This window comes from Bacillus cereus group sp. MYBK108-1 (assembly GCF_051917185.1).
Taxonomy (GTDB): domain Bacteria; phylum Bacillota; class Bacilli; order Bacillales; family Bacillaceae_G; genus Bacillus_A; species Bacillus_A cereus.
Genome location: NZ_JBQAHZ010000032.1, coordinates 1 through 24,530 on the forward strand (window position 1 = coordinate 1; position 24,530 = coordinate 24,530).

A 24,530-nucleotide genomic window follows, 5' to 3' on the forward strand; every position below is an offset into this window, starting at 1 on the left:
AAAACGTTGTGTCGCTTCCTCCATTGTAGGTATCGAAGGAAGTATTCCTTTTGCTAAGCCCACAGATTGTGGCTCCTTTCTTGATTGGAATGAATTAAAACGTTGTGTTGCTTCCTCCATTGTAGGTATCGAAGGAAATATTCCTTTTGCTAAGCCCATAGATTGTGGCTCCTTTCTTAATTGGAATGAATTAAAACGTTGTGTTGCCTCCTCCATTGTATGTATTGAAGGAAGTATGCTGTTTGCCAAGCTCATAGGGGTTGGCTCCTTTCTAAGGTATCTACTCTTAATATAACAGAACATAAGGAAAATTCAGAAAACCACAAATATTATTGGTTACAATGCATTTGAATGCTTTCTTTTTAAGCCCTCTATAATAATATAGCACTTCGAACAATAAATCTTGAATTTGAATACTTTTCATTAAAATAGAAAAGGTTTATGAATTTATTGCTTGCGACAAATGAGTTTTACAAAAGATACAAAATGTTAAACTCATAAGAACCAGTGATATCATGCGTTTTTCTATGGTATTACTGGTTTTTTTCGCTATAAAATGAAAAGAAAAAGATTGTCAGTTTAACAAAATAAAGTTATAGTTAAGGTAAGTTTTACATATTATAGATAACAGCATCGTATTAGGAGGTCGTGTTTTATGGCGAAAGGAGGACGAAAACCTGGAGCAAAAGAGCCGATTCGTTCATTAGAAAAAATTGAACAAATGAAAGATTGGTTACTACAAAATTCCTCATATCGAAATTACTTTTTATTTTACTTTGGAATTAATACAGGTTTACGTATCAGTGACATTTTACGATTACGTGTAAAAGATGTTCGTGGAAAAGATGTCATGAAAATTAAAATGGAAAAAACAGATACAACGGTAGAAGTGTATTTCAATTCAGTCTTACAACAAGAAATCGCGAAATACACAAGTAATCGTGCTGATTCTGATTGGCTTTTTCCAAGTCGTCAAGGAGATAAACCAATTACAAGACAAATGGCACATACTTTCTTGCATAAGGCGGCCGAGGCTTGCGGTATTGATTCGGAACAATGGGGAACACATAGTATGAGAAAAACGTTTGGATATCACTATTACCAGAGAAAGAAAGATGTCTACTATTTAATGAAATTATTTGGTCATGCGACACAAGGGCAAACGTTACAATATATAGGTGTAGAAGCTGACGAGATTCGAAAGACAATGGAAGACTTTACGTTGTAAGAACGAAAAGGAGGATATTGTTTGTGGTGGATGTAGTTATTAATTTTTTGCTAAATACTTTACCAAAGAAAAAATTCACTTGTGAGATGTGTCAATTTATTTTTCCGTTGCCACGAGGGGACGTAAGAGATTGTAAAAAGAAAAATGATGGTCCTTATTGTCCGAAATGCGGGAATAAGCATGGAGGGCAGAAAGAGAAAAGTTATAAGACGGTATTTGTAAACTAAGTAATAAAGAATGGAGGGCGTACGGATGAAGTGTGTCGAGTTTGAAGTATTAAAAGAATGTGGATCACCAACGGTATATTTTTGCGAACATGAGATGAAAAATAGTTGTTTGATTGCAATTCCATCCTGGAATTGGAGTTTCTTAATGGATTATGCGATTGATTTTAAAGATGAAAAGCCTATGTTAATGAAAGCGTTGGAGAAGTATGTTTCTTATCATCTTGTAGAGAATGTTGTAGATGCATTGTATGATTTTGCTCTTAGTGAAATTTAAGTAAAGTGTTATTGTATTACAATTTAAATTTTGTTTGGGAGGTAAAGATATATGAAGAATAAAGAACTGACAGGTTTGAATGAACAATTAAATAAAATCTATGCGTCTATCCTTTTTTTTACAATATCTATTATTGCCACTACACTTATGGTTTATTTGATTGAGAAAACACTTATTCTTCCTAGCTGGTCTATAGTTGTTAGTTATGCTGTTCCCTGGATTTTATTATTAATACAGATTTTATTAATTATTAGGGTTGTAAAAATTAAAAGAAATATGAAAGGTGTGTAAAAATAGCTAAACCAATTGATGGATTAGATACACCTATAATCAATGTAAATGAGGTTGGTTTTCCAGTGCCAGTTGCACCAGTAGAAATTTATTTTAAATGACTTACTCATAAAACACCGCGGTGTTTTAAAGTGACTGATTCAGAAAAATACCGCAGTGCTATGAAATTGATTGACTAATACTCAATTAATGTAAAAGTATTATTCGATAGAAAGGAGATGTGTTGTTTTGATACTCAATTTTTGGAGTTTGTTAGGCTTTTTGTTAGGTCTTATCGTATTTTGGGATTTGATTTTTATAAAAAAAAGATGATTTCCATATAAAGGTGAACAAACTCTTTATTTTGAACATATTTTCAAATGGTACAATTAGGAATTTGTAGAAGCTCAAAGAAAACGTGATGAAAAGCCAGGTGTTGAATAAAAAGGGGGAGTACAATGAAATTCAAAGGGATTATAAGCAGTTTTTTAACGGTAGGGTTGTTATTTACAGGATGTTCAGCAATTCAAAACTCAAATCCTGCAAAACAAACAAGTGGATCACAAGATATTGCACAAGTTATAGAATTTCCGTCAAATAAGTATCCAGAAACCGCGGCACATATTAAAGATGCGATTGCAAACGGAAAGACAGATATTTGTACAATTGATCGGAATGGAGCCGCTGAAAGAAGAAAACAATCTTTAGCAAATGTTCCAACGAAAAAGGGATATGATCGAGATGAATATCCCATGGCCATGTGTTTTGAGGGAGGAAAAGGTGCAAGTGTTAGGCATATAAAACCAGCTGATAATCGTGGTGCTGGTTCGTACATTGGAAATAAAGTGGAGAAATTACCAGACGGTGTAAAAGTGAAGATTGTTGTGAAATAAGGGGGACAGGGCTATGACAATTATAAAACTGTCTTGTATTTTCGGTATAGTTATATTCCTGGTATGGCGCTTTATAAGACTTTTATATCGTTTTTTAGAAAAGAAGGTTCAGCAGATTGAGGAAAGACAGGAAAGTAAAAAGATGCAACTTAGAGAATTACGAAAAGATGCGTTTGAAAATCGATATGATGAAGTTTATTATAATGATTCACCACCATTTAAGAGTAAACAACGTAAGAAATCCGCAAAATCTTCTACTTATACAGATGATAATTTGAACTATATATCACCTGTTATAACTACATCCACATTCCACTCACATCATGATAATTCATCAAGTAATTGTAGTGATTCTTCTTCTAGTGATGCTGGAAGTTCCAGCTGTGATTAACTAATAAAGAGCCATGTATATACATAGCTCTTTATTTTTTTGAAAATAAAGAAAAATAAATGGTAAAATAAAGGTAATTATAATAAACAAGGGGGAAGTATCATGGGATATTATGTTATTGATCCAGAAACAAATGAAGAAATTCACGTGTCTAAATGGAAAATAAAATATCCAGATCAAGACGCATCATGTGAAGTATGCAATACAGCTGTATATGTGAGAGCTGACGCTACACCAAATAGACAAGATCATTTCGCACATTACAAGCATTCTAATTGTCCTACTATAAAAGATGGACGTAAAAAGTATGAACATCTTCACCCTACAGAAAAAGATGAAGAAAATGCAAAGAGGATCAAAAGAGAAGTAGTTGCTAATTTATGGCCAATTTATCAAAAATGCAAAGAGATTATGAAAGGTAATCAAAAAGGAAATGAAGCATTTTTATATAAAAAAGAGTTTAAAGAAATGATTGATAAAGCAGATGAAAGAAATATATGGGCTTATAAGGGGTTAACACTAAAATATGTCCCATATGTGCTATTAGTGAATTATGGGGTCTTTCCTAAAAAAGACCTTCGAAAGCGAAAAGTTCATTTTGTATTTGATTCTTTAATGAGTAACTACGATGATTTATGGATAAATTCAAAAGTGAAACAAAATATATGGCGTGTTTATCCAGATGAACAAAATTCAGTTGAAAGAGAGCAAATAGACTGGGATACTTCTGGATTAGAACCAGATTACTTTATAAATTTCATTACAGAAATTCCAAACGAAATATTGGAAGGTAAAAAAGTCCTATCTTGATAGGGCTTTTTTATTTGTCGAAAAAAACCGAAAGAAAAAATAGGAAAACACTTGAACTTTTAACCTATATAGGTTAAATTTGAATTGAAAGGAGGTTCATAGAAAAATATTTATAGATTTAGAAAGGGATTTGTTAATGAAGGAAATTGATAAGTATATGTTTCTTCAAGAAGCGGCTATAAGATGGGGAATACCCTATGAAACAGTAAAAAACAAAGTAAAACCATCTTTAGCAAAAGAAGAACAAATTGATAGTATGATTGAACGCGGTTTGATTAAATATTTTGAACCGCCGCGTGATCCGAACCGCATATATAAACGGGATCAAAAGTCTTGGCTTGTATCGATTGATGCAATGCATGAATGGTTTGGTGAACCTAAAAATAAAAAGTAAAAAAACAAAAGAGAAAGATGTTTCCGCGCCTGCCAGCCTGGAAAAACACCTTCCTCTTATGGGCCAACATAATTTAAGAAAGGAAGAATGGCTATGAAACAAATCCTTATTAAAATTACGTCTGGTGAGCCTATTTTAACACAACCTCACCTTAAATTTAAATTCCTCAAAAAATTTTACTTATCTATTTCAGAAAATTACAAAAAGTTAAATCGTTATTTTGGTATTGAAGAAAATGTTTCCGATCAGATTTGGTTTTATGGTTTCTTTGCAACCTCCATTTTTATGATGCTTTTCACTTACTTATTTTCGGGTATCTTATATGGATTTTAGAGGAAAGCCAGAAAAATGCCTATTTTCAAAACAATCCTTCTAGAAAGGAGATAACACATTGATTCAATCATTAAAGAGTACCATGCAATTTATTGGTTTGATCTTAATTAGTGCGTTGATTGCTGTGAGCTTAGTGAATTAGTCCTTTAAGAAAGAAAGGAGCAATCACATGGAAGATTACAAATGTAGAGCGTGTGGGAAAATTGCCGCGGAAGGATTTGCGTTAGGAAGACTATGTTATTACTGCATTGAAGAAGTTGTAATTTACATGAAAAAACAGATAGAAGACAAAGAGAATTCTTGTAAGCATGGAGATAATCAAACAATCGAAATCCAGGGAACAGATGAATCTATAACAGTTTGTCATGAGTGTGGAGAAGAAGTATAAAAGGGAGGCAAGAAAATGAAAATCGGTGTATCTGTATGGAGAGTTCTTTGCAAAGAAACAAAGTTGAAATTGCTTCAAAATGCTATGCAAGAGAGTAAAAGCCGCTTTACAAAAGAATCCCTTTCCATTGCTATAAAGCAACAGAAAGGGGAAGTGTGATGAGTGATCGTATTGGTGAAGGGCACAAGAAATAAGATGCCTTCAAAAATATTTTAGCATGTTCATTTAGGAAATAAAGGGGGAATTTCATGTGATGAAAACAGTTCAATTATTGAAAAGTGAAGAATTTGAAATTGGTACAACGGATAAAAACGGGCACAAATTAAGACAGTCCGATTTTGTTGTCACACAAGATGACTTTGAAGGTATTAGTATCTGTCAAATCTTATACAACAGTATTGCAAAAGAGTTTGTGGCCATGAGTGATTCGAATTGGTGGATACCATATCATGATTTATCTGTTGCAACAGAAAGGCTAGATTATGTCATTGCAAAAGAGTTTTTGGGGCTTGAAACATGCGGTACATATTGGGGTAAGAATCGTACGCCATTTATCAGAATGCCGATTGAATATTTCAATCCTGTTGAGGAATCCACTTTTATTCTAGAAAAATTAGGGAGGCAATATGACGATCTATTGAGCATAAAAGAAAATGGGTGCTGGTACCTAACAGTGAACAAGAAAATATATAGTGAAAAGCGTCTTGGGATAGCCGCCTGTTTAGCCGCTGTTGATATTGTAAGAAGCAAAAAATAGGGCTTTGATTTTAAGGGTGAAATACAAATTCAAATTATAAATAGGGGGAATTAAAATGTTACATGCAGTTATGCAAGAGCAACAGTATTGGAAAGGTCAAAAGCAGAAGTTTCGAAAAGAAAATAAAAAATTATTGATTTCTTTAGAACCACATTTATATGAAAGGTTGGAAGAATTAGCACTTTATAATGAAAGCTTAGATCAAATCGCATTAGAGTTAGTAACAGAAGGGTTAGACTATATTTATATGGAGGATGTACCTGTTCAGCAGTCTCATGCTTTTCAGCATTTTATCGAATTTGAATTAACACCATTTCAACATAAGCTCTTACAACAATTAGCGATTAAACGAGGATGTTCAGCAAGAAAAATGGCATATACAATATTACGTTTTATGCTCAAAACAAAGTAAAAGAATCCAATCATAAAAGAAGGATTCTTTCACCAGGTATTCGTTGGCAAATGACTTCACCGAAGGAATTGAGTCTGGTACACTCAATTCCTTTTTTATGTTATAAAAAAGAATGTAATTTGTCAAAAAGCATTTGTTATAGAATAACAAATGCTTTTTGTTGAACTTGAATTGAACACTTTCAGAAAGTATTTATATTGTTTGCCTTTTTCTCTTGAAAAATTGTACCCTCAATCACTAATTTTAACATAGAATATAAAAAATGTAGCGCTTTAATATCAAAAAACCTATTGGTTTTATATGGATTATTTCTTTATAATAATGAGAGGTAGTTCCCGAATGTAGATAGGCTCTCATGCAAAAAAAACAAGAGAGCCTATCTTTTTAGCGTAAGGGGTTTAATGACAGCTTATTACTACAACTCGTTTTTATTTTAAAGTTATTAATCAGAAAATTCAATCCGATGTTTTTTTCTCAATATGGCTTTTCATATTTTTGAATTATAATATAATTAATTCTTTTTATTTCTATATCTGTCTCTTATCTTCCTGTTATGAATCCTTATTGAATTAAGGATTCTTTTTTTATCCTCATTTTTTTATCTTCAATTATGTCATGTAGTAATCTCATATCCACCTTTTTCTTTAAGGGGTACAGACAGATCGCTATCAAGCTAAAACTTTATATTATCTCCAAAGCGAAAAGCTAGTATTTTACTAGTTTTTTTATCTGTAAAAAGTCATATGCTTTTTATCTTCTTTATAATATTGTAAACGATCTTGTAAAGTACCAGTATGAAACTCAAACTTGTGACCATCTGGGTCTGTAAAATAAATAGACCGTTTATCTCGTTCATCTCTCTCTCGTCCAGGTAAGATATTAGCATGATTTTGGATTAATATTTCTTTTAAAGAATCAAATGCATTGTCTGTTACAGTAAAAGCTATATGTGTATATGAGTGCTGAATTTCATTTCTTGGTATACTTTCTTCGACATTTAAAGCAATCCATAAACCATTTAAATCAAAATAAGCTAACTTTCTACCTTTTACTAATAATTTTGCTTGAAGTATATTTTGATAAAACTCAATGGCTTTCTCTAGATTTGAGACTGAAAAACAAATGTGATTAATACTTTGTACCATGCTACATTCCCCTTATTAATTGATTAAGTTATATATTCCATTATAAGTAAAAAGACACTTTTCTACTAGGAGTACATATAGCAATTCGGAAAAAAATACGCTAAGAAAAAAATACCAAAAAGCTAATTCTTTCTTAATATATAGATAGAATTAGCTTTCTAAATGTTTTAAAGTATGTAATTGCTCTTTTTGTTTTACTTAGTTTGGAAGTAATAAGGAGCTACTAGTCCTTTTTCTAATAAATTTTGAACGCCATTAGGAAAGTAAAACATAATTTCTTCCGCTTCCTTTATGTTTATCCAACTAATATCAGTGATTTCATTTTTGTCTTGAATAGATATTTCGCCTCCGACTATTCTAGCTACAAAGGTGAAAATTACAGCATGTGCATGCGGGAAAAATTTTTCGTTAATCGCAAATATATCTTTAATTTCAACTGTTAACCCTGTTTCTTCAAATGTCTCACGGATAACTGCCTGTTCCAATGTTTCTCCACTTTCTCTTGCTCCTCCTGGGAGGCTCCATTCACTACCATTTTCACGTTTGTTTCCGACCATAAGAATTTTACTGTTTGTATCATCATAAATAAGCGCATATACTACATCGACTCGTTCCATAATTTTGCCTCCATTAAATAATTAAAATCTCCATTATACCTTATTTTAATGAAATCTTTTTAAATTTAACTTTAAATTCCTTTATACATAGAATCTGAAGAAAATTGTATCCAAAAATATGTAAACAAAAAACAAGGCTGAAACCAGCCTTGCCCTAAAGGAAAAAACTAACTCTTATATCTAAGAGTACATTATGTATGGAATTTTTTGAAGTGAGATACATTCGTGAAAGGATAAAAATGTTATAATTTCAAGATTTTTATATTAGTTGTGTTTTATAAAGAAACAGTCGAAATTGCTTGTTTATAAAGGAACTGTTGCTTTCCATTGCTTAAAACTAGTACCGAAAATTTATCAACAGCGATAATTTTTCCAGGTACTCTGACACCATTTATTAGAAAAATCGTTACTTCTTTCTTCTCTTCTATTAACTTCTCATAAAATTTTTCTTGTGTATGCATCATTTAGATGGTTGCAACTCCTCTCCTTTTTTTGAACTGTTCATAGCTTCTAAGAATACATATTCTTTTACTGTTAGTTCAACTGTTGGACAATATTCAACTTTTGATAATTCATGAAATAAAGAAAGATTTTTGTGTAGTTTTTGAATCATTTCATCTAAGGTGATTTCTCCTACACCATATTGGATAACAGGATTTAAAAATACGTCTATATCTACTAAACTTGGTTCAATTAAGGAAACAATCTCTTGAATCTTTGGTAAAACAATTGTTTCATAACGTTGTTTGAATAGTTCTAAGTCCTCTGGTGCGGGTTCATTCTCACATAGCTTTTTGAAAGATATTACACGAATGTCATTTCGTAATGAATCAATACGCTCTTCATAAAACGCTTTGTCAAATCCTTCTTTGTCAGCAACATCATAATGAAGCTCTGTTTGTGATCTACGCTTCTTCTTATAAGAATCCATGAGGATTTTTTCTTTTGCATTAAACATCATGATAAAAACAGTACGCTCTAAATTCATGACTTGGTTTGCTACGCTTAATGTTTCATCTAATACTTTTGCGCGTTCTTCTTCACTTAACTTTTTTATAGAGGATGGAACCAGGTTTTTGACATTCTCAAATGACTCTGAATTTGTAATGTGTTGAAGAGAAAATTGAGCAACCTCTGGTAAACAAGGATCAGTTGTTTTGTCTAAGAGTAACAAATCTTTAATCGTTCGCACTGTATTTTTGATCTCTTTTTGAGCTTGTCGAACTTTTTCTATGCTTCTTTCTATGTATTCTGGTTGTTTAAGACGATTGAAAATGTATTCTCTTCTTTCTTCAAAATGTTGCTGTAAAAGTGACATAGTTGTTTCCCCTCTCTAAGTGTCTTACGGTTTTAAAATCCTTCTCATGGATGCAAAAGGAACAGTATAATTATAACATTTTATACTTTGATACGATTTTAAAATTCTTATATTTCGGAATTTTTGAGAAGACGCTTCTTTTTCGTGTTGTACTTGCACAAGTTTCATACTGTCGGCATATAGCTAATAGCGTAAAGCACGCTGATAGCTAATGATTAAAAATGTGGCTTAAAAGGGTCATTTTTTTATGGGAAAAGTGATATTACCGCTCATATCGATTTTAAAAAAAAGTAGAGAATTTTTTTGTATAAAAAGGTGAATAACGTACAAACAGAAAGGAATACGTTTTAGTAATACCGATATTATCGGTCACATCGGGGAGGGTGAACAGAATGGAAAGATCAAAGTTTAGTAAACCTGTAGCATTCAATAAGAAGAATGAAAAGGATCGGATCATGTTACAACATGTAAAGCGTAAAAATTTTTCGGGTTATGTAAAGAAATTGATCTGGAACGATATACCCGATAAACATAAAAAAATAACATGCGAAGAGGATAGAAAACAAGTACCTTCACCAATTCGACAAGACGAACAGAGTGTAACAGGAAAGAAGAAATTAAGTGCCGCGGCACGTATTGAACAAATTAAGGCGCAAACAAAAAGACAGGAGCCTTCAAAAAGCTCACTGCCTGTATTTTTACCCAACAAAAACATTAACAAGTGATCCAATAATCGCGCCTACAGCGACAGCAATTGCAACATGCATATCGTTAGACCTCCTACTTTTCATTTATAAGTAGTATGTGTAGTTCTTTTAAATTTATACGAGGGGTGTTGCATCATGACTAAGACAGAAACGATTTCTTTTCGCTCTTTTATGGATCAAAGTTATAAAAAGAAAGCACATAAAGAAACACATAGTAAGAACGTACTTAAAAAGGTTTTTACCGCTACAGGGAGTTCATTAATATTAATACTTCCAAAGGTAACATTTGCGGCGGGAGTTAACGGGACGTTTGGCAATGTTCATAGTGCCATTATGAACGGGTTTGATGCGGGCGTAGTTTTAGTTATTATCTTTTCGGGCGCGGCCTGGGCATTGGGTCACCGTACAAAGGCAATAGAAATTTTAATTGGTGCATGTTGTGGATATATCTTGGCTAGACATGCGGTTGACATAAGAGACTTTTTAAAGGGAATTTAAAAGGAGGGGTCCTTGTGAAATACATTTTAGAAGATGGAAAAATGATTGCGGCTAATACAGCTGGGTATATTGGAGAAAAGGCAAAAGAGGGTTCTTTTTTAGATCAATTAAATAATTTTAGTGATGCTATTGTAGGGAAGGAAATGGAATGGATTTTCAAGCCAGTTGGTGAATTTATGGTTGATATAGTAAGCGAATTAGGTCATTGGTTTATTCTAAATTTGCCCGATATTATGGGATATGGTGCATTGGTGACAGCTGGATTTATCATGATAGGTTCAATGACAAACAAAGGTGGAATGATGAAGCCGCTTGCCTATTTTGCAGGCGGACTTATCTTAGCAATATGTATATTAGGAGGGGCCTAAAAATGATACAGGGAGAAGGCTTTATTATATGCGATAAAGAAAATACAAACCTTCCTGTTTTGGCACAAAATGAATATTTGCCAGTATTATATGAACCTAAGAAAATAAAAAAATCCTGGTTTAAAAGAAAAGAGATATATTCTTTAAAACAATTTTTACAAGTAGAAAAAAACAAAATGGTTGTATATCGGATTATTCCTCATGCGGATGTATCTAATAATATAAAGCGTTTATGGCGGGCGATCCATAAGATGTATGAAATGTACGAAAGTATGGGAAGTCGTATAGAAAGAAAAGGGATTACATTTCATTATCGTGAAAAGGACTATTTCTGGTTTGATGTTGTTTTCAAACAGGAAAAGGGCCAGAAGAAAATTGAATTTTATGTAGCAACTAGCGAATACCAAGCATTAAAGCTCAAAAGAAAACTAGAGAACAAAATGAGTGTGACAATTAAGGAAGCCGAAATATCAGATTTGCAAATTTCTAATGAAAATACAATCGTACAAGAAATGCGATATTTGAAACATGACATCTTTTCCTTAAATACAAATAGCAACGATACAAAAACACCTATTGGTAATATTTTAAGTGTTATTGATGAACTAAGTTATGATGGAGACATTTGCCGATTGAGTATCTGTAATGAAGCGGAAAACCGTCAGAAATGGGTGAAAAACGCTTCCTGGGCCATTGAAAAGTTAAAGAAGGGGAAACCACCCCAAAGGGTTAATATGAGCGGCAAACGACTTGTAACAGGGGCTAAAATTGGTGTTGCGGCTGTTATTAATGAAATAAATGATTTATTAACTGATACATTCCAGGCGTTCTCGAACGCTTTTTTTAAATCAGATAAAAAATTTAGCAAAGAGCACATCATTAAAAAGGCGCATACAACCGCTGATGAAGTTGGAACAAATCGTGTGAGTTATGACAAAGGAAATCAGCCTGTTTTTAAAACGCGTATACGGGTGGCCTCACATTCTCATGATCGGTTAACCAGGGAGACAATGGGGGAAACCTTAGCACTTTCTATGATGGATTTATCAGAAACGAATGAACTACATGGCGTAAAAATAAGAATGAGAAAACGCCAAACAGAAATATTACAGGAATTAAATACATTCGAACTATCAAGCAAGACAAAGTTTGATCCGAATGTAAATTTGATGAGTACCGATGAAATGAGCAAATTAGCTTTGCAAATGCCTGTAAAAGAGTTGCAACGAAAATATGCAGATGCATTGAGTGTAAAAAAGAAAGTTGAAATTGAGATACCAGCGATTATGCGGGATGAGAAAGGAATATTTTTGGGACATTCGGAATTGAAAGATCAAAAAATACCAATCTATATGCCAACAGATAATCCAGATAATTTTTATAGAGGTTACGTCTTTATAGGAGGACAAGGGGCTGGTAAAGATACAGCAATTAAGAATTTTGTTATTGAGGGAAATACAAAACATAAGATTAGTTTTATCATACCAGATGCAATTGTAGAAGAAGGTGGGCGGGGTATGGCAGACGGGATTCGTGATGCATTACCACCAGAAAACATTATTGATCTGGATTTAAACGACAGTGATTATATCCCACCTCTAGATTTAACAGAAGTAATTACAAAGCTAGGGCGGAACGGTGCTTCAAGATTTGCGGATGAAATGATTGATTTCATGCAAATTGAAGGATTAAGCCGAAGTGAAAAATATTTAACGGATGCGGCCAAAGCAAGTAAAGGAAGTCTATTTAATATTAAACGTATTATAGAAGATGAGGACTTTCGGGTAAATCGTATTCAAGAATTAGTGAATGAAGGGAATTTGCGTCTTGCGAATGAGCTGATACAGTGGGGAGATAATGAACAATTAGGGAATAAGTGTGATCCCATCATAACCAGATTAAACCGCTTTTTTGGGAATGAAAGATTGTATGATATCTTTGCACAAGACCCATTGAAAGAACTTGATTTTGGTAAATGGATGCAAGAAGGAAAAGTTATTATTTTAAGGGTTCCAAATGCTAGGGGATTGGGGGAACATGCAGTAAAAACCCTGGTTCACTGGATCACACTAAAAACCTTCATGACCAGGCTATTAATGACTAAAAAAGAGCAAGAAAATGGGGCGTTTATCATTTTTAATGAACCCGAGCAATATGAAAGTGAAGGATTAACTAAATTGATGGGTAGAGTGGGTACAGAGGGCAGAAAAGAGAGACTAGGAAGCATCTATGCATTTCACCATTGGAACAAATTGAAACCGTCATTACAAGAGAATTTACAAGGTGGCGGCGTACAGCAATTCCTATTTATGAACGATCATACAAAGACATTTGAATTATCTAAGTATCGATTTGAGGATACAATTTCACTAGAACAAGCATATAAAATACCAGCACATCATGCGATTATCAGTGTAAGAGCTGGGGGAGAAATGCAACCATCGTTCATTTGTAAAATGGCGCCACCGGTTAAACCAAAATATGATAATAGCTTTCTAACAAAAAGGCATTCTCGCATGTATGGCCGATCCTGGATCGATTTACAAAAACAGTACGGATAAAGTAAAGGCACAAGAGCAATGGTTCTTGTGCCTATTTACATTTTCCAAAAATCATGTGGTTGTGCGTAAGGGTCTATTTTTCTAATAACTTTCAAGAGTTTTTTCATTACAAGGGGTGTTGGAATATACGTTTTGTCACGACAAGCTTTTGTCATTGTTGGTAAAGAAATACCAGCAGTACGTGCGATTTTTTGTTGTTCTATTCCATGACGATCCAGCCATTTTTTTAATATGGTTTTATTATCTTTGAAAAACACTTTTCATCTCTCCTAAACTTGTATAATTTGGTTACAAGTTTGGACAGATTTTTTAGAATCTATTCTATAGAGTTTAATATTTTTTTAAATATGGGGAGAAAGTAGAATTTTTATGAAACAATCCAACGAACGATTCTGTTAATTTTTAACTAGTAATCTGGTATACATATAATGCAAAGATTTGACTTACGCATCATACAACAAATCTTTGCAAGGCGGCTTCCAAAAACATTTTGACATTTACATGCAAGAAAATATAAAAAAAGATTTAAATTGCAAACAGTAAATTAGAATTTAGTTTTGAAGAAAAATAATTTGTGTAGTGGAACAAAAATAAAGACGCATGATGTAGTTTTTCATCATACGTCTTTATTTTTTGAAAAGAGCCTAGACCAGAATCCTTGTTTTTGCTCTTGGGTGGAGGCTATAAGTTTTTGTGATTCACGCATTTCATCAAAATCTCGTTTCAATTGTTCATATTGCAATAACAGAGTTTTATTTAACTCGTTAGCAGACTGTAATTCTTGGAGAATTTGTTGATTTGTTTTTTCTTGTTCTTGAAGTTGTCTCATAAAAGTTTCTAAAGTTTGAGCGACTTGTGAGCTATTCAAAGTTAGTTCATTTTCTTGATGAGCGGGGGGCGCCCAATCGCTCATTTTTTCTTTAAACTCTTCTACAACAGCTGTTGCGGCCTCTTCTTTTTTTACTTTTTGTTTTTTGGTCAAATACCTATACTTTTCTAATGCTTGTATATCTTGAGCGGTAAATGCGCGACTGTCATTTGCACCTTTTGCGAATTTATACCCGCTCACTTCTAGTTCATTCGCCCAGCGCTTTAAAGTGCTATCAGATATTTGTAGTTTTTCAGATACTTCATGTGTCCAGTAAGCGCGTTCTTGTGATGTGGTATCATTCATATGTTTATCCTCCCTCGCTCAAAGGTCGTTCAATTCCAATTTTGAAGTGTAAGCTTTGTTTAATCAAGTCTTTGTAAGTATTTTCTTTAATAATCTTCATGGTTTTCAAATTAATACAAAGATATTCCTAGTAAAAAGAGTTGCTCTTATGAAAGAACAACTCTTTTTTATTAATTTAAAACTTCTTTAAATGTTGAGTGTATTAAAGAAGAATCAAAAATTTGTTGATGGGTGTATTTATTTTCTGATAACGCTTTCGAAAAGTTTGAGGTTTCCATGATAAATAGATACATAGTTTTATCAATTGACATTGGTAATATATTATGATCAAAGATTTCTTGTGCACTAATAATATACGATTTTACAGATTTTTGTCGTGTATTTATTTTCGCTGTTAATCGATGGTTTCCATCAATTAATAGGTATTCATTCATGCCGAATGGAAACTGTGTGCATATAATCGGTTTTTGGTTATTTACAGAACCCTTCCAGTTGTCAGTAGGGGTCCAATCTAAGGGAAATGACTTATTCTGTATACTATCCAATGAGATTTTTTGGATTCTTGGGTTTGTTTTTTTTATGAAAAGGCGGGCACCTGTGATTACAAAATTCAAATAAAATGTAAATGAAGGAAGAATTATTTTTTTTTGGAAAATTTCAAACCCTTCAAAAGAGAGGTTGTGTTTATTTTTATTTTCGATTTGGATATTTGTGTCTTGATCCGCTTTTTTTAATATTTCTAACCAACTATTAAGCCATTCATCTTGATGCTGAAAATTCAGTAAATTATTTCTTTTAAACATAATTTCTAATTCTTCAAAGTCAACACTATAAAGTTTGTCTGTAACGAGATTATAAGCCATGAATTTCTCTCCCTTTTCTTTGATACTTTTATTATAAATTAAAAGAAAAAGAGTTGCTCTTATAAAAGAACAACTCTTTTTTATTAGGATTATGCATATGGATCATCTTCTAAATCATTCAGTTTATTCCACGATGTATTTTCTTCTTCATCATTGGATTCCCCAGGATTCGTTATTTCTTGACTTGTTTCGATATGAGTTTGATCCAAAACAGGTGTATGAACAGTTTTGGAACCTTCATCATGTTCGATTGGTAAAGGTTGTATTTCGTTATCCAGTGCAAATGTATATTTACGTGGTAAAATTTCCGCTACATCTACATTACCAATTTGTTTATGAAGTTGTTGTGCCGCATACAAAAAGAACATTGTAAGATCACTTTGTTTGTTAATAAAATCGATCATGTCTGGTGAAATGTCTTTCTTAATATAGACATTTGCTCTATCACCAGCTTTGTATATTTTACGAGCCATTATTTTTCACCGACAGGAGCAAGCGCTTTTTCTTTTAATTCTTCAAATCTTGGAGAGCATGTGTACACAAGTAATCCGCGTGCATTTACGAAAAGGGGGTCTTTTAAGAAAATAACATTTGTTAAACGTCCTTTTTGCTCTAAAATTTGCTGTAGGCTTTCTTTTACGATTGCGGCACCGCCACCATAAATGAATACATACGGATCATCTTTCATATCATCAATTTTATTAATAATATCAGTTGCAATTCGATTTGCTAAACCCAATAACGCGCCACGTGATGCCTCTTTTAAACGAATATGACGAGGATGTTCAGAATCAAGATAAATTGCATTAAATTCAGCAATACTGTCTATTGTCTTTTGTTTATTGTTTAAGTTCCAAACCTTGATAATATCAAGTAAAGTTTCTTTCACTCCATATGGTAAACCACGACTCATTTTATGTTTAAAACTAACACCATGAGAAACAACTTCTTCTGTCGTACCAGCGCCAATATCGAAAGATAATATTGTTTTGTCAACAAAGTCTATTTCTGTAGTTTTGCCTTCTGTAGCTTCTACTTTTCTTTTGATGGTTTTACCTTTTTCATCATAAACGATTCCCCATGAACCCGCCGCACCTTCTGGTAAACACTTGCAAAATTCAATTTGGATATTAACTACTACTTCACGTCCGCTTGGGTGATGGAATTTTACCGTATGATGATTCATATAACGCTCTACAAATTCTTGTGCTGTTTGAGGCGTAATTGTTGCGACAGGTAATGCAACAGAAAGATCATAAGTAACATCAATTTTATCTTTATTTGGTTGTTTTTTCATAGCTGTAATTGCTAAACCAGCTAATGTAACAAGTAGCACAAGATCATCTTTCGATTTATCCGATTTCTTTTCCATTTCAATACCTTTAATGTTTTCATCAATCACTTTTTGACCAATAATGTAACGCAGATTGTTTGCTTTTAAGGTAGGTGATGAAATTGTAACATCAATGTTGTTTTCTAATTCTTCAACAGAAATATCCTCATCACTCAAAATGTTTGTTGCTTCTCCAATGTGATGTGAATAAATACTTGGTATAAATAAAGGATCAAGACCTAATACATTTAACTTTAAACCACTGTTTCCCGCATCCGCACCAGCTTTAAGAATTGCCATATATAAAAACCTCCTAAAGATTATTTTTATCGATTAACTTAATTCCATTATATGCTAAACCACTTTGAAAAGTCAATACAATTACACACAAATAAACACATTTTAATACAAGTCAATACAAAAATATCAGCAAAAACCCATAAAAATCATAAAAATACAAGTGTATTTCGTATTGATTAGTATTTACTTGTATTCATTTGTATTGACTTTTATTGATTTTCGACGGTAGTGACGCTATCAGCAACCCTCCAACTTGCCATCTTATAAGGCTGTGGAATAGTTTATAACGCTATCAGCAACCCTCCAACTTGCCATCTTATGAGGCTGTGGAATAGTTTATAACGCTATCAGTAACCCTCCAACTTGCCATCTTATGGAGCTGTGGAATAGTTTGTAACTCTACTACACGTTATGCAAACGGTCTAGGTGACCTCTAACCTCAAACGTAGGTTTACTATAGGCAGGCTGACAACTGCCCAACACAAGAAGTCATGCTTCTTGTGTCATTTTATGATGGTACTCTATTCCCATTTGTCGTAGGTTTATTGCTCCAATCCTATCGTCATTGGATTGGTATTGACATATTGTGCAACAAAATATATGTGCTTTCTTATTACGATTATTTTTGTTTATATTTCCACACTTTGGACACTTTTGACTTGTATATGCAGGGTTAAATGCAATGACTTTTATATTGTTCATAACTCCTTTATACTCAAGCATTTGTCGTAGTTGGTAAAAAGACCATGATAGTCGATAGTATTTGTTACGTTTCCAGATAGATGTTTTTAGATTTATGCCTGTTAAATCTTCAATCGCAATCAACGAATGTTCTCCTGCAAACTGGATAAGTGCCTTGGACAATACATGATTTGTATTTGTCATGAAACGGTTTTCTTTTCCACTTACTTTTTGGAGTTTTCGTTTTGCAGATTTTGTGCCGCAGGCTTGCAATCCTTTTCGTAAACGGACGTACTTTGCTGTGGTTTCTTTTATTAGTTTCCCACTTTTAAACAAGTGTTTATCGTTACTGTCAATAGCGGTAGCTAAAAAACGCATACCAAAATCAACACCTACGATATTTTTTATCGTGGAATCAGAGTCGAATCTTTTTTTTACTGCAAAATGCAAAAAGAATTTTCCTTTTTTGTATACAAGTTTAGCCGATCCGAATTTCCAAGAGCCATCAAAGTAGTGTTCTAGGCCTTTTGTAATAAATGGAACTTTAACGCGGCCTTGCAATGTACCAACACTCACTAACCCCTTTTTTGAAAATGCATAATCATGTCCATATGAATATTGCTGATTAGGTCGTTTATATTCTATCAATGTACTCTTACCTTGTTTTTCTAAAGCGGCGTAGCTTCCCGCAACAATTCTACATACATTACAAGCCATTTGGGATTTCAAACCAAACTGTTCTCGTAGGTCTGCGTACACTAACTTTTGTAAGGGTTTAAAGTGAGGTGGCAAATCGCTATTATATGCCATTTTTGATGCATGATTTAATGCTTTTCGGTTTGCATGTAAAGTATCTTGTAACAACGATGCTTGTTCATTTGTTGGCAATAATTTGGTTTTTGCTGTAAGAATAAGGATTATTTTAATCACCTCCTTAACAAATAAGAATATAACATTTTTGAAAAATAAGAAAATTTAAATCAGACAGAAATAATATATGTGAAAGATTGTTTCAATTAATTAATAAACAGCGGGAATGGAGTCTCCCACTGTTTAAAGTTTCATTTTATTACTAAATTGAACGTATCTATGTAGGGCCTCAACGCTTTTCAATCCCAAATACGCTTTAATTTCAATGGGTTTCATGCCATTCTGTAGCGCATTTAGTATAAAACGGTTCCGTAGCATGGTAGGCGTTATATGGATTTCAGCGCGTTTCGCTTCTTTCTGTAACATGCGTTGTACAGCGATTCGAGTTAAAGCGGCGGGTTGATCGTTTTCATAGTCCCAGCGGAATGTTTGCGGGCCGAAATCAAACGCCACAAAGAAGGGGTCACCCGTTTGTTGGCGCGGTCTAACAAGATTAGGAATCTTGTTGTAATACGATAAGGCAAGTTTCACATGCTCTTTTGAAAGGGTAATAGATCGTTTGTGGGCGTGTAACCCTCCTGGGGTAATCGTATTTGTCCCAAAGTGTACATCATGCATAGAAAGCGTAAGAATGTCCTGGATAGATAGCCCATAATCTAACATGAAATGAATCAATAAAAGATTACGTTCTAGAATAAATTTTCTTCCTGTTGCTTGGTAGTCGGTTAATCCGTTATAACTACGCATGACGCGGAATAGTTTTTTTATTTCTTGATCCGATGCAAAGTGTTTAGAAGTTAGTCCAGGAGGGGAGACATCACTTTTTAAATCCTGGGCCGCGCCATGAAATTGCAAAAAGTTAATCAGAATACCTCGTACACGCTTGATATTAGAAATTGACGCTCCACGTTCCTTTTTAAGAGCTTTTAAGTATCTTTCTAATACATTTGCATCAAAAGAATGAAAAAACGATTCTGGAGGTAATTTGACGTATTTCTGAATCCATGATGTGAAAAGGGTGAGATCGTAGCGGTATTGTTTAATGGTGGAAGATTTACGGCCATGTTTTAACAGATCAGCAAGGAAAACATCAACGGAAAGTTCCCAAGTCATGTTTATATACTCCTTTGTCCTAAAAATTGTGTACCGCAATTATATACGAGAACCATACAAACAAGCAATAGGGGATTCTAGCTCGCGGTGTTTTCTTTGGGGCTTGTGGGATTCCAGGGCCAGGACATTGCGGGGATATGCGGAGACATATGGGCGTGGCTAGACAGGGCGTAGAGTTGTGATATAGGTGGATATATAGATGTGTAGGAATGAGTGGAAGGCGAATGATGGGCCGATGTTGAAGGAGGACGATATGCGAGGAATGGGAATGGCCGCCGCCCCGCCTACGTAGTTTTATGAAAATCTGCCTGGCAACGGAATCTGATTCATAGCTGAATCAAGATACCCTTACCAGGAGAGCTTCAAGGTAAATCTAAGTTTCTAAATATTCCGCGGAACCTAGTGCTATCAATGAGTTTAAGATAAGAATAAGTTCAGAATAACCTAAGTATGTTGTCGCAACTAATTCTGTAGATTTATCTCATATTATTCTGAATTAATTCTGAGGTTATTTTCTTTACTGAAATGCTCATAATGAACAGAAATAATCGTTTGTTTTTAAAGTGCTGTACTATATATTCATGGTAAAAATCACGAATATTAGTATTTATACTGTCTACAGATATTCGGTGTTCCGTAGATTTGTATATTAAATGACAAGAAGAGTTCTATTTTGGTATTTAGTTTGATCTGGGGGTTTATGTTTAAAAATCTAGAAAAATATAGTTCCCAATATGGGATACTTTTTATAATAAATCTTGTTTTAAAAAAAATTAAAATGATTAAATACATTAGGATTTATTTTTGCTCAATAAGCCTTACTCTCACAAGGGATTAGAAAATTCTTCTTATTTAATTACTGATTTAAGAGCAGGTTCAATTCGAGTATAAATTCATAGCGGATTTGTTGTGAAAAACACTCTTAATTTATAAAAGTTTAATAGATTGATATTATGTTTAATCTATTAAAATAAATAATGGCATGACAAAAAGCCTTGTTAGGGATGGATTTTTTGAACAAGGCTATAAAACAATTATTTTTTTGTGAAAAATACGATTTAAGCGTTTGGATCAAGCATCTTTTTGAATAAATCGAACGGGATTGTACTCTTATTTGATTTTCTCAATCCTATATTTCTTATGTTTTCTTTCGCTTGTTGCTGTCTACGCTTCCTATTTGCAATTAACTGTTTTGTATAGATTGTTACGAAATGTGCAGGCGTACTTTCTTGTGATTTGTTTATCTCAAAAAACTGTACACAATCCTCAAAAGTCTTTCTTGCTTCCCAATCTACGTCTGGCGGCATACGTAATGCGATTGTATAAGCATCTTTTTCAGTAATATTTGTATCTTTACTTATGATATACATATACAGTTTCTTTTGATCTTCGCTCATAAACTCATCCATTTCGCGGAAGCGTAGTTCTAACTTTTCACCCGAATCAGGGGCATTCATTGGCTGTTTTTCTTCTACTTCTTCATTTGTAGGAGCAACAGAATCCAATATATCTATTCCCTGGCATGTAGGCACAGTTGGTTTTTCGGCTTGTTCTGTAGATTTCTCCTGTTTTTTACTTAGTTTTTTAGATAGAAACTTTGTGAATGTAGAAAAAATATCAATGGAAAACGCCCATTTTTGCTTAAAATATTCAATGATTTTTAAATAATTGGTATTGAGGCTTAATATGTAAATAGATGGTGCAATCTTACCATGACGTCTTGTTTTGATTTGATGGCATACTTCAAGGTCCTCTAACCAATTCAGAATAAAGTTGATGATCGGCACAGAAATACCCGATTTTTCACTGATTTGATTTTGTCTCATTTGAGAGTAGCCTTCTTGTACTAGGTAAGATAAAACAACTTCTAATGCCTTATAGCGGCGTGGTGTTTGTACGAAGAAATCTTTAGTGGTTTTACCTTCTGTATCTAAAAGAATCAGATCAATAGCTTTAATTACTTTTTGTACTGTTTTATTGATAGCACCTGTAGGAACATGAACAAGGTTTGGACTTAATTCTCGTTTTGCTGTACTTAGTAAAAAGTTATTTAGTAGCATAAAAAAACCTCCTATTTTTCCACCACAAATAAACAGGAAAAACAGAGGTTTTATATTCACAATAGATATACGTTATGGTATAATTTTAGTATCAAGTTTGATACTAAAGAAAAACACATACACCTATAGTGTGAATTAAAGCCCCTATCTCTTGGAGTTTTTAATTGGATTCTAGTTTGGCGACCGGGAACCAATTAAAAACAATGCGGTGGGGTTTTATTTTTTTTATTTATATCCAGCGTACTTTCTGGAAAATTAATGATACGAGTAAGTTATTTTTATTTTACAATTCTATTTGAATAATATCAACACTATAAGTTCATATTTGACTATAAAATATGAATTTAAATGTCCTAACATGTCTACGTCTGAAATTTTCAGAATATTCTGAATTAAGTTGAGAAAAACAGAGGTTCGTCTGATATGGTATAATTTTCTTATTTACATGTACGTTTCTGAATATTCTTAAAACAAGAAGAGGTGAAAATATATGAAGAAGTTATCTAAGGAAATCGACAATTATTTATCATCTAAAAATAAGACGTATACAGATTTAGCAAAAGAAATTGGAGTTGCCAAATCTACAGTTTCAAACTGGATTAATAAAGATAAAGAGTTATCTATATATACTTTTTCTAAAATTGCACATGTGGTTTTTACAAACGATAAAGATAAGCAGGAACAGAAAATCATAGAGTATTTAAAGACTTTAGATGATAGGTTAAATATTAATGTAAAAGTAGCGTTTGCATTGGCTCATTTAAATGATCATTCAACACTAATGGAACAGATTTATGAGATGTGTGAAGAAAACAATGATTTGGAAATGAAACGATTAGCAAATGTTTTTAAGTTATATATTGAGCGTTTAAATGGAAAAAATGTTAGAGAAGTGTATTTAAATATTGAAAAGGCGCGAGCTAAAAATAATAAGAAGAATTACGATGTAGAAATTTTTTGTGACATACTTTGTATGTTGATTTTATGTGATTTGGGCGATTTTGGATTAATGGAAGGGTATAAAATTAGGATTGAGGATAATTTTAAGTTAGTGACTAATGTTTACTTGAAACAACTATATAAATTTTGGGTAAAAGAACTTTGGAGTTATGCAGTATTAAGGAAAGATAAAAATTTAGAGTTTGAAAGAGAAAATAGACAACTAAGAACATCTAAGGATTTGAACTTTTTCCCTGTTATGGAGGCTTTGTTGAATATTAGAAGTGGGGAAAATGTTATGTTTTCCGATTACAAAAAAGCTTTATATTTCTTCCAAGAAGCATTGTATGTATTAAATGGTGCGAAAAGTAGTTTGAAATACAACATTGCATTAAATGATATTAATTTCATTAGAATAGTTTGGTGGAAAGATTTAGACAAAATTGATTTTGAAAAACTTCATCTTGCAGAATATGCATTATACTTGATTAAATTAGGGAAATTCCAACAAGCAATATACATATTGGAGCAAATAAGGCTGAAAAATGGTGAACTAACACCACTTCAAACATGTTATATGGGTATGGCTAAAAAAGATGTACAGTTAATAAAAAAGTCTATTGATATGTTCAAAGCGAATAACGATTTTTTATATGTGAAATTTGCAGAAGGAATATACAATGAATATGCAGAAAGTATAATATAAGATTAAGGGGAGGAGAGAACCAAGTGAAAAAGTTATATGCGTTGATGGTAGTTACTTTGCTGTTATTACCCATAGCAAATAGTTCACCAAGTAAAGTGGATGCGAAACAATATTACGCTAAAGTTGAAAACTTAGAAAATCAAAAACAATTTTATAGAATGATGGTCGATCCAGGTGGTGGAGGCTGATTCTTGATTTAAAATTTAATTTATATTTTTCAAAAGACATCGTTTAAGCGGTGTCTTTTGTGATTTTATAAACAGTTTTACAAATTCCTGGATAGGGTTTTGTGAAATTATTGTATGTTTTTTCACAATATAATACTAAAAGCGGAGGGTTAGTTATGGGGACAAAAGGATTAGGTGTGAATGAGTTGATTGAAATTGTAAAAGAAATAGACTTACAAACTTTTAGTGAAATTATAGAATTATGCGCAAGCTATGAAAATGAAGAATAAGAGAGTCTCATTATTGAGGCTCTCTTATTCTTTTTGTTCAACCTCCATTTTTAATTTAGTCGCATATTTTAATAATTCTCTCTCGATTTGGGGCTTATATTCATCTGGCACACTCATGTATTTTTCGTGAAGAAGTCGTGCTAAACGCTCAACAGGATCTTCACCTTTTACTGTTTTTAATATTTCGGCATCTGGAATTTCACTTTGTAACAGTGATGCAGTGTTTACTCCTAGATAGCTTGCGATTTCTTCTAATTTATTGAGGCGAGGCTTCTTTTCACCAGTTATCCAACTAGAAACGGTTCTGTAAGTTGTTCCTAAATCTTTCGCCATTTGTTTGCGATCAACACCTTTTATAGCTATTAATTTCTTTATGTTTTTCCCTAAAACATTTTCTGTAATTTCCATTTTATATCACTCCATTTTTAGACGTTTAACAAAAC

The 24,530-nt window shown here is 33.0% G+C and carries 33 protein-coding genes; 19 read left to right on the forward strand and 14 right to left on the reverse strand.

Translation table 11 applies throughout. The features are described from left to right. Positions 1–255: hypothetical protein (locus tag ACTFSL_RS27370; protein WP_440042700.1), on the reverse strand; the 255-nt coding region annotated here is incomplete at its 3' end. Between the two features lie 400 nt (positions 256–655). On the opposite strand from ACTFSL_RS27370, the gene ACTFSL_RS27375 reads away from it, so the two are divergent. From ACTFSL_RS27375 to ACTFSL_RS27435, 13 genes are all read left to right on the forward strand, one after another. Beyond that, positions 656–1,228, forward strand: a complete 573-nt coding sequence (locus ACTFSL_RS27375; protein WP_001051787.1) for a tyrosine-type recombinase/integrase — start codon at positions 656–658, stop codon at positions 1,226–1,228. A 23-nt stretch (positions 1,229–1,251) separates the two neighbouring features. Then, complete coding sequence (locus ACTFSL_RS27380) at positions 1,252–1,455, forward strand: hypothetical protein (RefSeq protein ID WP_440042701.1); 204 nt, start codon at positions 1,252–1,254, stop codon at positions 1,453–1,455. A gap of 25 nt (positions 1,456–1,480) precedes the next feature. Continuing rightward, a complete protein-coding gene (locus ACTFSL_RS27385) occupies positions 1,481–1,729 on the forward strand; it encodes a YueH family protein (RefSeq protein ID WP_440042702.1) in 249 nt (82 codons plus the stop codon). 51 nt (positions 1,730–1,780) lie between these two features. Continuing rightward, a complete protein-coding gene (locus ACTFSL_RS27390; protein ID WP_440042704.1) occupies positions 1,781–2,020 on the forward strand; it encodes a hypothetical protein in 240 nt (79 codons plus the stop codon). A 437-nt stretch (positions 2,021–2,457) separates the two neighbouring features. Next, entirely contained in the window at positions 2,458–2,892 is a 435-nt protein-coding gene (locus ACTFSL_RS27395) for a NucA/NucB deoxyribonuclease domain-containing protein (protein WP_440042706.1), read from the forward strand. Positions 2,893–2,905: 13 nt separating this feature from the next. Further along, positions 2,906–3,283, forward strand: a complete 378-nt coding sequence (locus ACTFSL_RS27400) for a hypothetical protein (protein WP_440042708.1) — start codon at positions 2,906–2,908, stop codon at positions 3,281–3,283. Positions 3,284–3,385: 102 nt separating this feature from the next. Beyond that, the gene (locus ACTFSL_RS27405; protein ID WP_440042709.1) at positions 3,386–4,093 is read left to right on the forward strand and encodes a hypothetical protein; all 708 of its coding nucleotides are present in this window, start codon (positions 3,386–3,388) and stop codon (positions 4,091–4,093) included. A gap of 136 nt (positions 4,094–4,229) precedes the next feature. Next, a complete protein-coding gene (locus ACTFSL_RS27410) occupies positions 4,230–4,487 on the forward strand; it encodes a hypothetical protein (protein ID WP_000658304.1) in 258 nt (85 codons plus the stop codon). Positions 4,488–4,580: 93 nt separating this feature from the next. Then, positions 4,581–4,820, forward strand: coding sequence for a DUF3961 domain-containing protein (locus ACTFSL_RS27415; protein ID WP_440042711.1), 240 nt, complete (start codon positions 4,581–4,583; stop codon positions 4,818–4,820). 169 nt (positions 4,821–4,989) lie between these two features. Further along, positions 4,990–5,208, forward strand: coding sequence for a hypothetical protein (locus ACTFSL_RS27420; RefSeq protein ID WP_000390512.1), 219 nt, complete (start codon positions 4,990–4,992; stop codon positions 5,206–5,208). 15 nt (positions 5,209–5,223) lie between these two features. Further along, on the forward strand, positions 5,224–5,367 hold the full coding sequence (locus tag ACTFSL_RS27425; RefSeq protein ID WP_168388088.1) for a hypothetical protein: 144 nt from the start codon (positions 5,224–5,226) through the stop codon (positions 5,365–5,367). 94 nt (positions 5,368–5,461) lie between these two features. Then, the gene (locus ACTFSL_RS27430) at positions 5,462–5,965 is read left to right on the forward strand and encodes a hypothetical protein (protein WP_440042714.1); all 504 of its coding nucleotides are present in this window, start codon (positions 5,462–5,464) and stop codon (positions 5,963–5,965) included. A 55-nt stretch (positions 5,966–6,020) separates the two neighbouring features. Continuing rightward, complete coding sequence (locus ACTFSL_RS27435) at positions 6,021–6,377, forward strand: hypothetical protein (protein ID WP_000902064.1); 357 nt, start codon at positions 6,021–6,023, stop codon at positions 6,375–6,377. Positions 6,378–7,102: 725 nt separating this feature from the next. On the opposite strand, the gene fosB is transcribed toward ACTFSL_RS27435, so the two are convergent. The 4 genes from fosB to ACTFSL_RS27455 all read right to left on the reverse strand — a co-directional run bounded on the left by fosB (position 7,103) and on the right by ACTFSL_RS27455 (position 9,457). After that, positions 7,103–7,522 (reverse strand): FosB family fosfomycin resistance bacillithiol transferase, encoded by a 420-nt coding sequence (fosB, locus tag ACTFSL_RS27440; RefSeq protein WP_440042715.1) that lies wholly within the window; start codon positions 7,520–7,522, stop codon positions 7,103–7,105. 194 nt (positions 7,523–7,716) lie between these two features. Further along, complete coding sequence (locus tag ACTFSL_RS27445; RefSeq protein WP_063263889.1) at positions 7,717–8,139, reverse strand: NUDIX hydrolase; 423 nt, start codon at positions 8,137–8,139, stop codon at positions 7,717–7,719. 275 nt (positions 8,140–8,414) lie between these two features. Further along, positions 8,415–8,600 (reverse strand): RNA chaperone Hfq, encoded by a 186-nt coding sequence (hfq, locus tag ACTFSL_RS27450; protein ID WP_086404307.1) that lies wholly within the window; start codon positions 8,598–8,600, stop codon positions 8,415–8,417. Then, a complete protein-coding gene (locus tag ACTFSL_RS27455) occupies positions 8,600–9,457 on the reverse strand; it encodes a hypothetical protein (RefSeq protein WP_000055175.1) in 858 nt (285 codons plus the stop codon). Before ACTFSL_RS27455 ends, hfq begins: the two co-directional genes overlap by 1 nt. Before the next feature lie 392 nt (positions 9,458–9,849). Between ACTFSL_RS27455 and ACTFSL_RS27460 the strand changes: the two genes are divergently transcribed. The 4 genes from ACTFSL_RS27460 (at position 9,850) to ACTFSL_RS27475 (ending at position 13,591) form a co-directional block, all read left to right on the forward strand. Further along, a complete protein-coding gene (locus ACTFSL_RS27460; RefSeq protein ID WP_061655298.1) occupies positions 9,850–10,182 on the forward strand; it encodes a hypothetical protein in 333 nt (110 codons plus the stop codon). Positions 10,183–10,299: 117 nt separating this feature from the next. Next, positions 10,300–10,662 carry a glycosyltransferase gene (locus ACTFSL_RS27465; protein WP_440042718.1) on the forward strand — a complete coding sequence of 121 codons (363 nt, stop codon included), beginning with the start codon at positions 10,300–10,302 and terminating at the stop codon, positions 10,660–10,662. A gap of 14 nt (positions 10,663–10,676) precedes the next feature. Then, positions 10,677–11,030, forward strand: a complete 354-nt coding sequence (locus tag ACTFSL_RS27470) for a hypothetical protein (RefSeq protein WP_440042720.1) — start codon at positions 10,677–10,679, stop codon at positions 11,028–11,030. 2 nt (positions 11,031–11,032) lie between these two features. Further along, a complete protein-coding gene (locus ACTFSL_RS27475) occupies positions 11,033–13,591 on the forward strand; it encodes an ATP-binding protein (protein WP_440042722.1) in 2,559 nt (852 codons plus the stop codon). A gap of 35 nt (positions 13,592–13,626) precedes the next feature. Here ACTFSL_RS27475 and ACTFSL_RS27480 read toward each other — a convergent pair whose 3' ends face one another. From ACTFSL_RS27480 to ACTFSL_RS27515, 8 genes are all read right to left on the reverse strand, one after another. Continuing rightward, positions 13,627–13,848 carry a helix-turn-helix domain-containing protein gene (locus ACTFSL_RS27480; RefSeq protein ID WP_000465160.1) on the reverse strand — a complete coding sequence of 74 codons (222 nt, stop codon included), beginning with the start codon at positions 13,846–13,848 and terminating at the stop codon, positions 13,627–13,629. Between the two features lie 359 nt (positions 13,849–14,207). Then, entirely contained in the window at positions 14,208–14,765 is a 558-nt protein-coding gene (locus ACTFSL_RS27485; protein WP_440042724.1) for a MerR family transcriptional regulator, read from the reverse strand. Positions 14,766–14,935: 170 nt separating this feature from the next. After that, the gene (locus ACTFSL_RS27490) at positions 14,936–15,628 is read right to left on the reverse strand and encodes a hypothetical protein (protein ID WP_440042726.1); all 693 of its coding nucleotides are present in this window, start codon (positions 15,626–15,628) and stop codon (positions 14,936–14,938) included. 89 nt (positions 15,629–15,717) lie between these two features. Further along, complete coding sequence (locus ACTFSL_RS27495) at positions 15,718–16,101, reverse strand: hypothetical protein (RefSeq protein WP_440042728.1); 384 nt, start codon at positions 16,099–16,101, stop codon at positions 15,718–15,720. Then, positions 16,101–17,261 carry a ParM/StbA family protein gene (locus ACTFSL_RS27500; RefSeq protein ID WP_000996174.1) on the reverse strand — a complete coding sequence of 387 codons (1,161 nt, stop codon included), beginning with the start codon at positions 17,259–17,261 and terminating at the stop codon, positions 16,101–16,103. Before ACTFSL_RS27500 ends, ACTFSL_RS27495 begins: the two co-directional genes overlap by 1 nt. Positions 17,262–17,750: 489 nt before the next feature. After that, on the reverse strand, positions 17,751–18,872 hold the full coding sequence (locus tag ACTFSL_RS27505) for an RNA-guided endonuclease TnpB family protein (RefSeq protein WP_062821406.1): 1,122 nt from the start codon (positions 18,870–18,872) through the stop codon (positions 17,751–17,753). A gap of 123 nt (positions 18,873–18,995) precedes the next feature. Then, the gene (locus ACTFSL_RS27510; RefSeq protein WP_440042730.1) at positions 18,996–19,925 is read right to left on the reverse strand and encodes a tyrosine-type recombinase/integrase; all 930 of its coding nucleotides are present in this window, start codon (positions 19,923–19,925) and stop codon (positions 18,996–18,998) included. Positions 19,926–20,983: 1,058 nt separating this feature from the next. Further along, a complete protein-coding gene (locus ACTFSL_RS27515; protein ID WP_440042732.1) occupies positions 20,984–21,985 on the reverse strand; it encodes a Replicase RepFR55 in 1,002 nt (333 codons plus the stop codon). Between the two features lie 490 nt (positions 21,986–22,475). Here ACTFSL_RS27515 and ACTFSL_RS27520 point away from each other — a divergent pair, with 490 nt between their 5' ends. Together ACTFSL_RS27520 and ACTFSL_RS27525 are read left to right on the forward strand one after the other, a co-directional pair. Then, positions 22,476–23,630, forward strand: a complete 1,155-nt coding sequence (locus ACTFSL_RS27520; RefSeq protein WP_440042734.1) for an AimR family lysis-lysogeny pheromone receptor — start codon at positions 22,476–22,478, stop codon at positions 23,628–23,630. Between the two features lie 23 nt (positions 23,631–23,653). Continuing rightward, complete coding sequence (locus ACTFSL_RS27525; RefSeq protein ID WP_000737805.1) at positions 23,654–23,818, forward strand: hypothetical protein; 165 nt, start codon at positions 23,654–23,656, stop codon at positions 23,816–23,818. 293 nt (positions 23,819–24,111) lie between these two features. Here the strand turns inward: ACTFSL_RS27525 and ACTFSL_RS27530 are convergent, their stop codons facing one another. After that, on the reverse strand, positions 24,112–24,495 hold the full coding sequence (locus ACTFSL_RS27530) for a helix-turn-helix domain-containing protein (protein WP_023523901.1): 384 nt from the start codon (positions 24,493–24,495) through the stop codon (positions 24,112–24,114). Positions 24,496–24,530 lie beyond the last annotated feature (35 nt).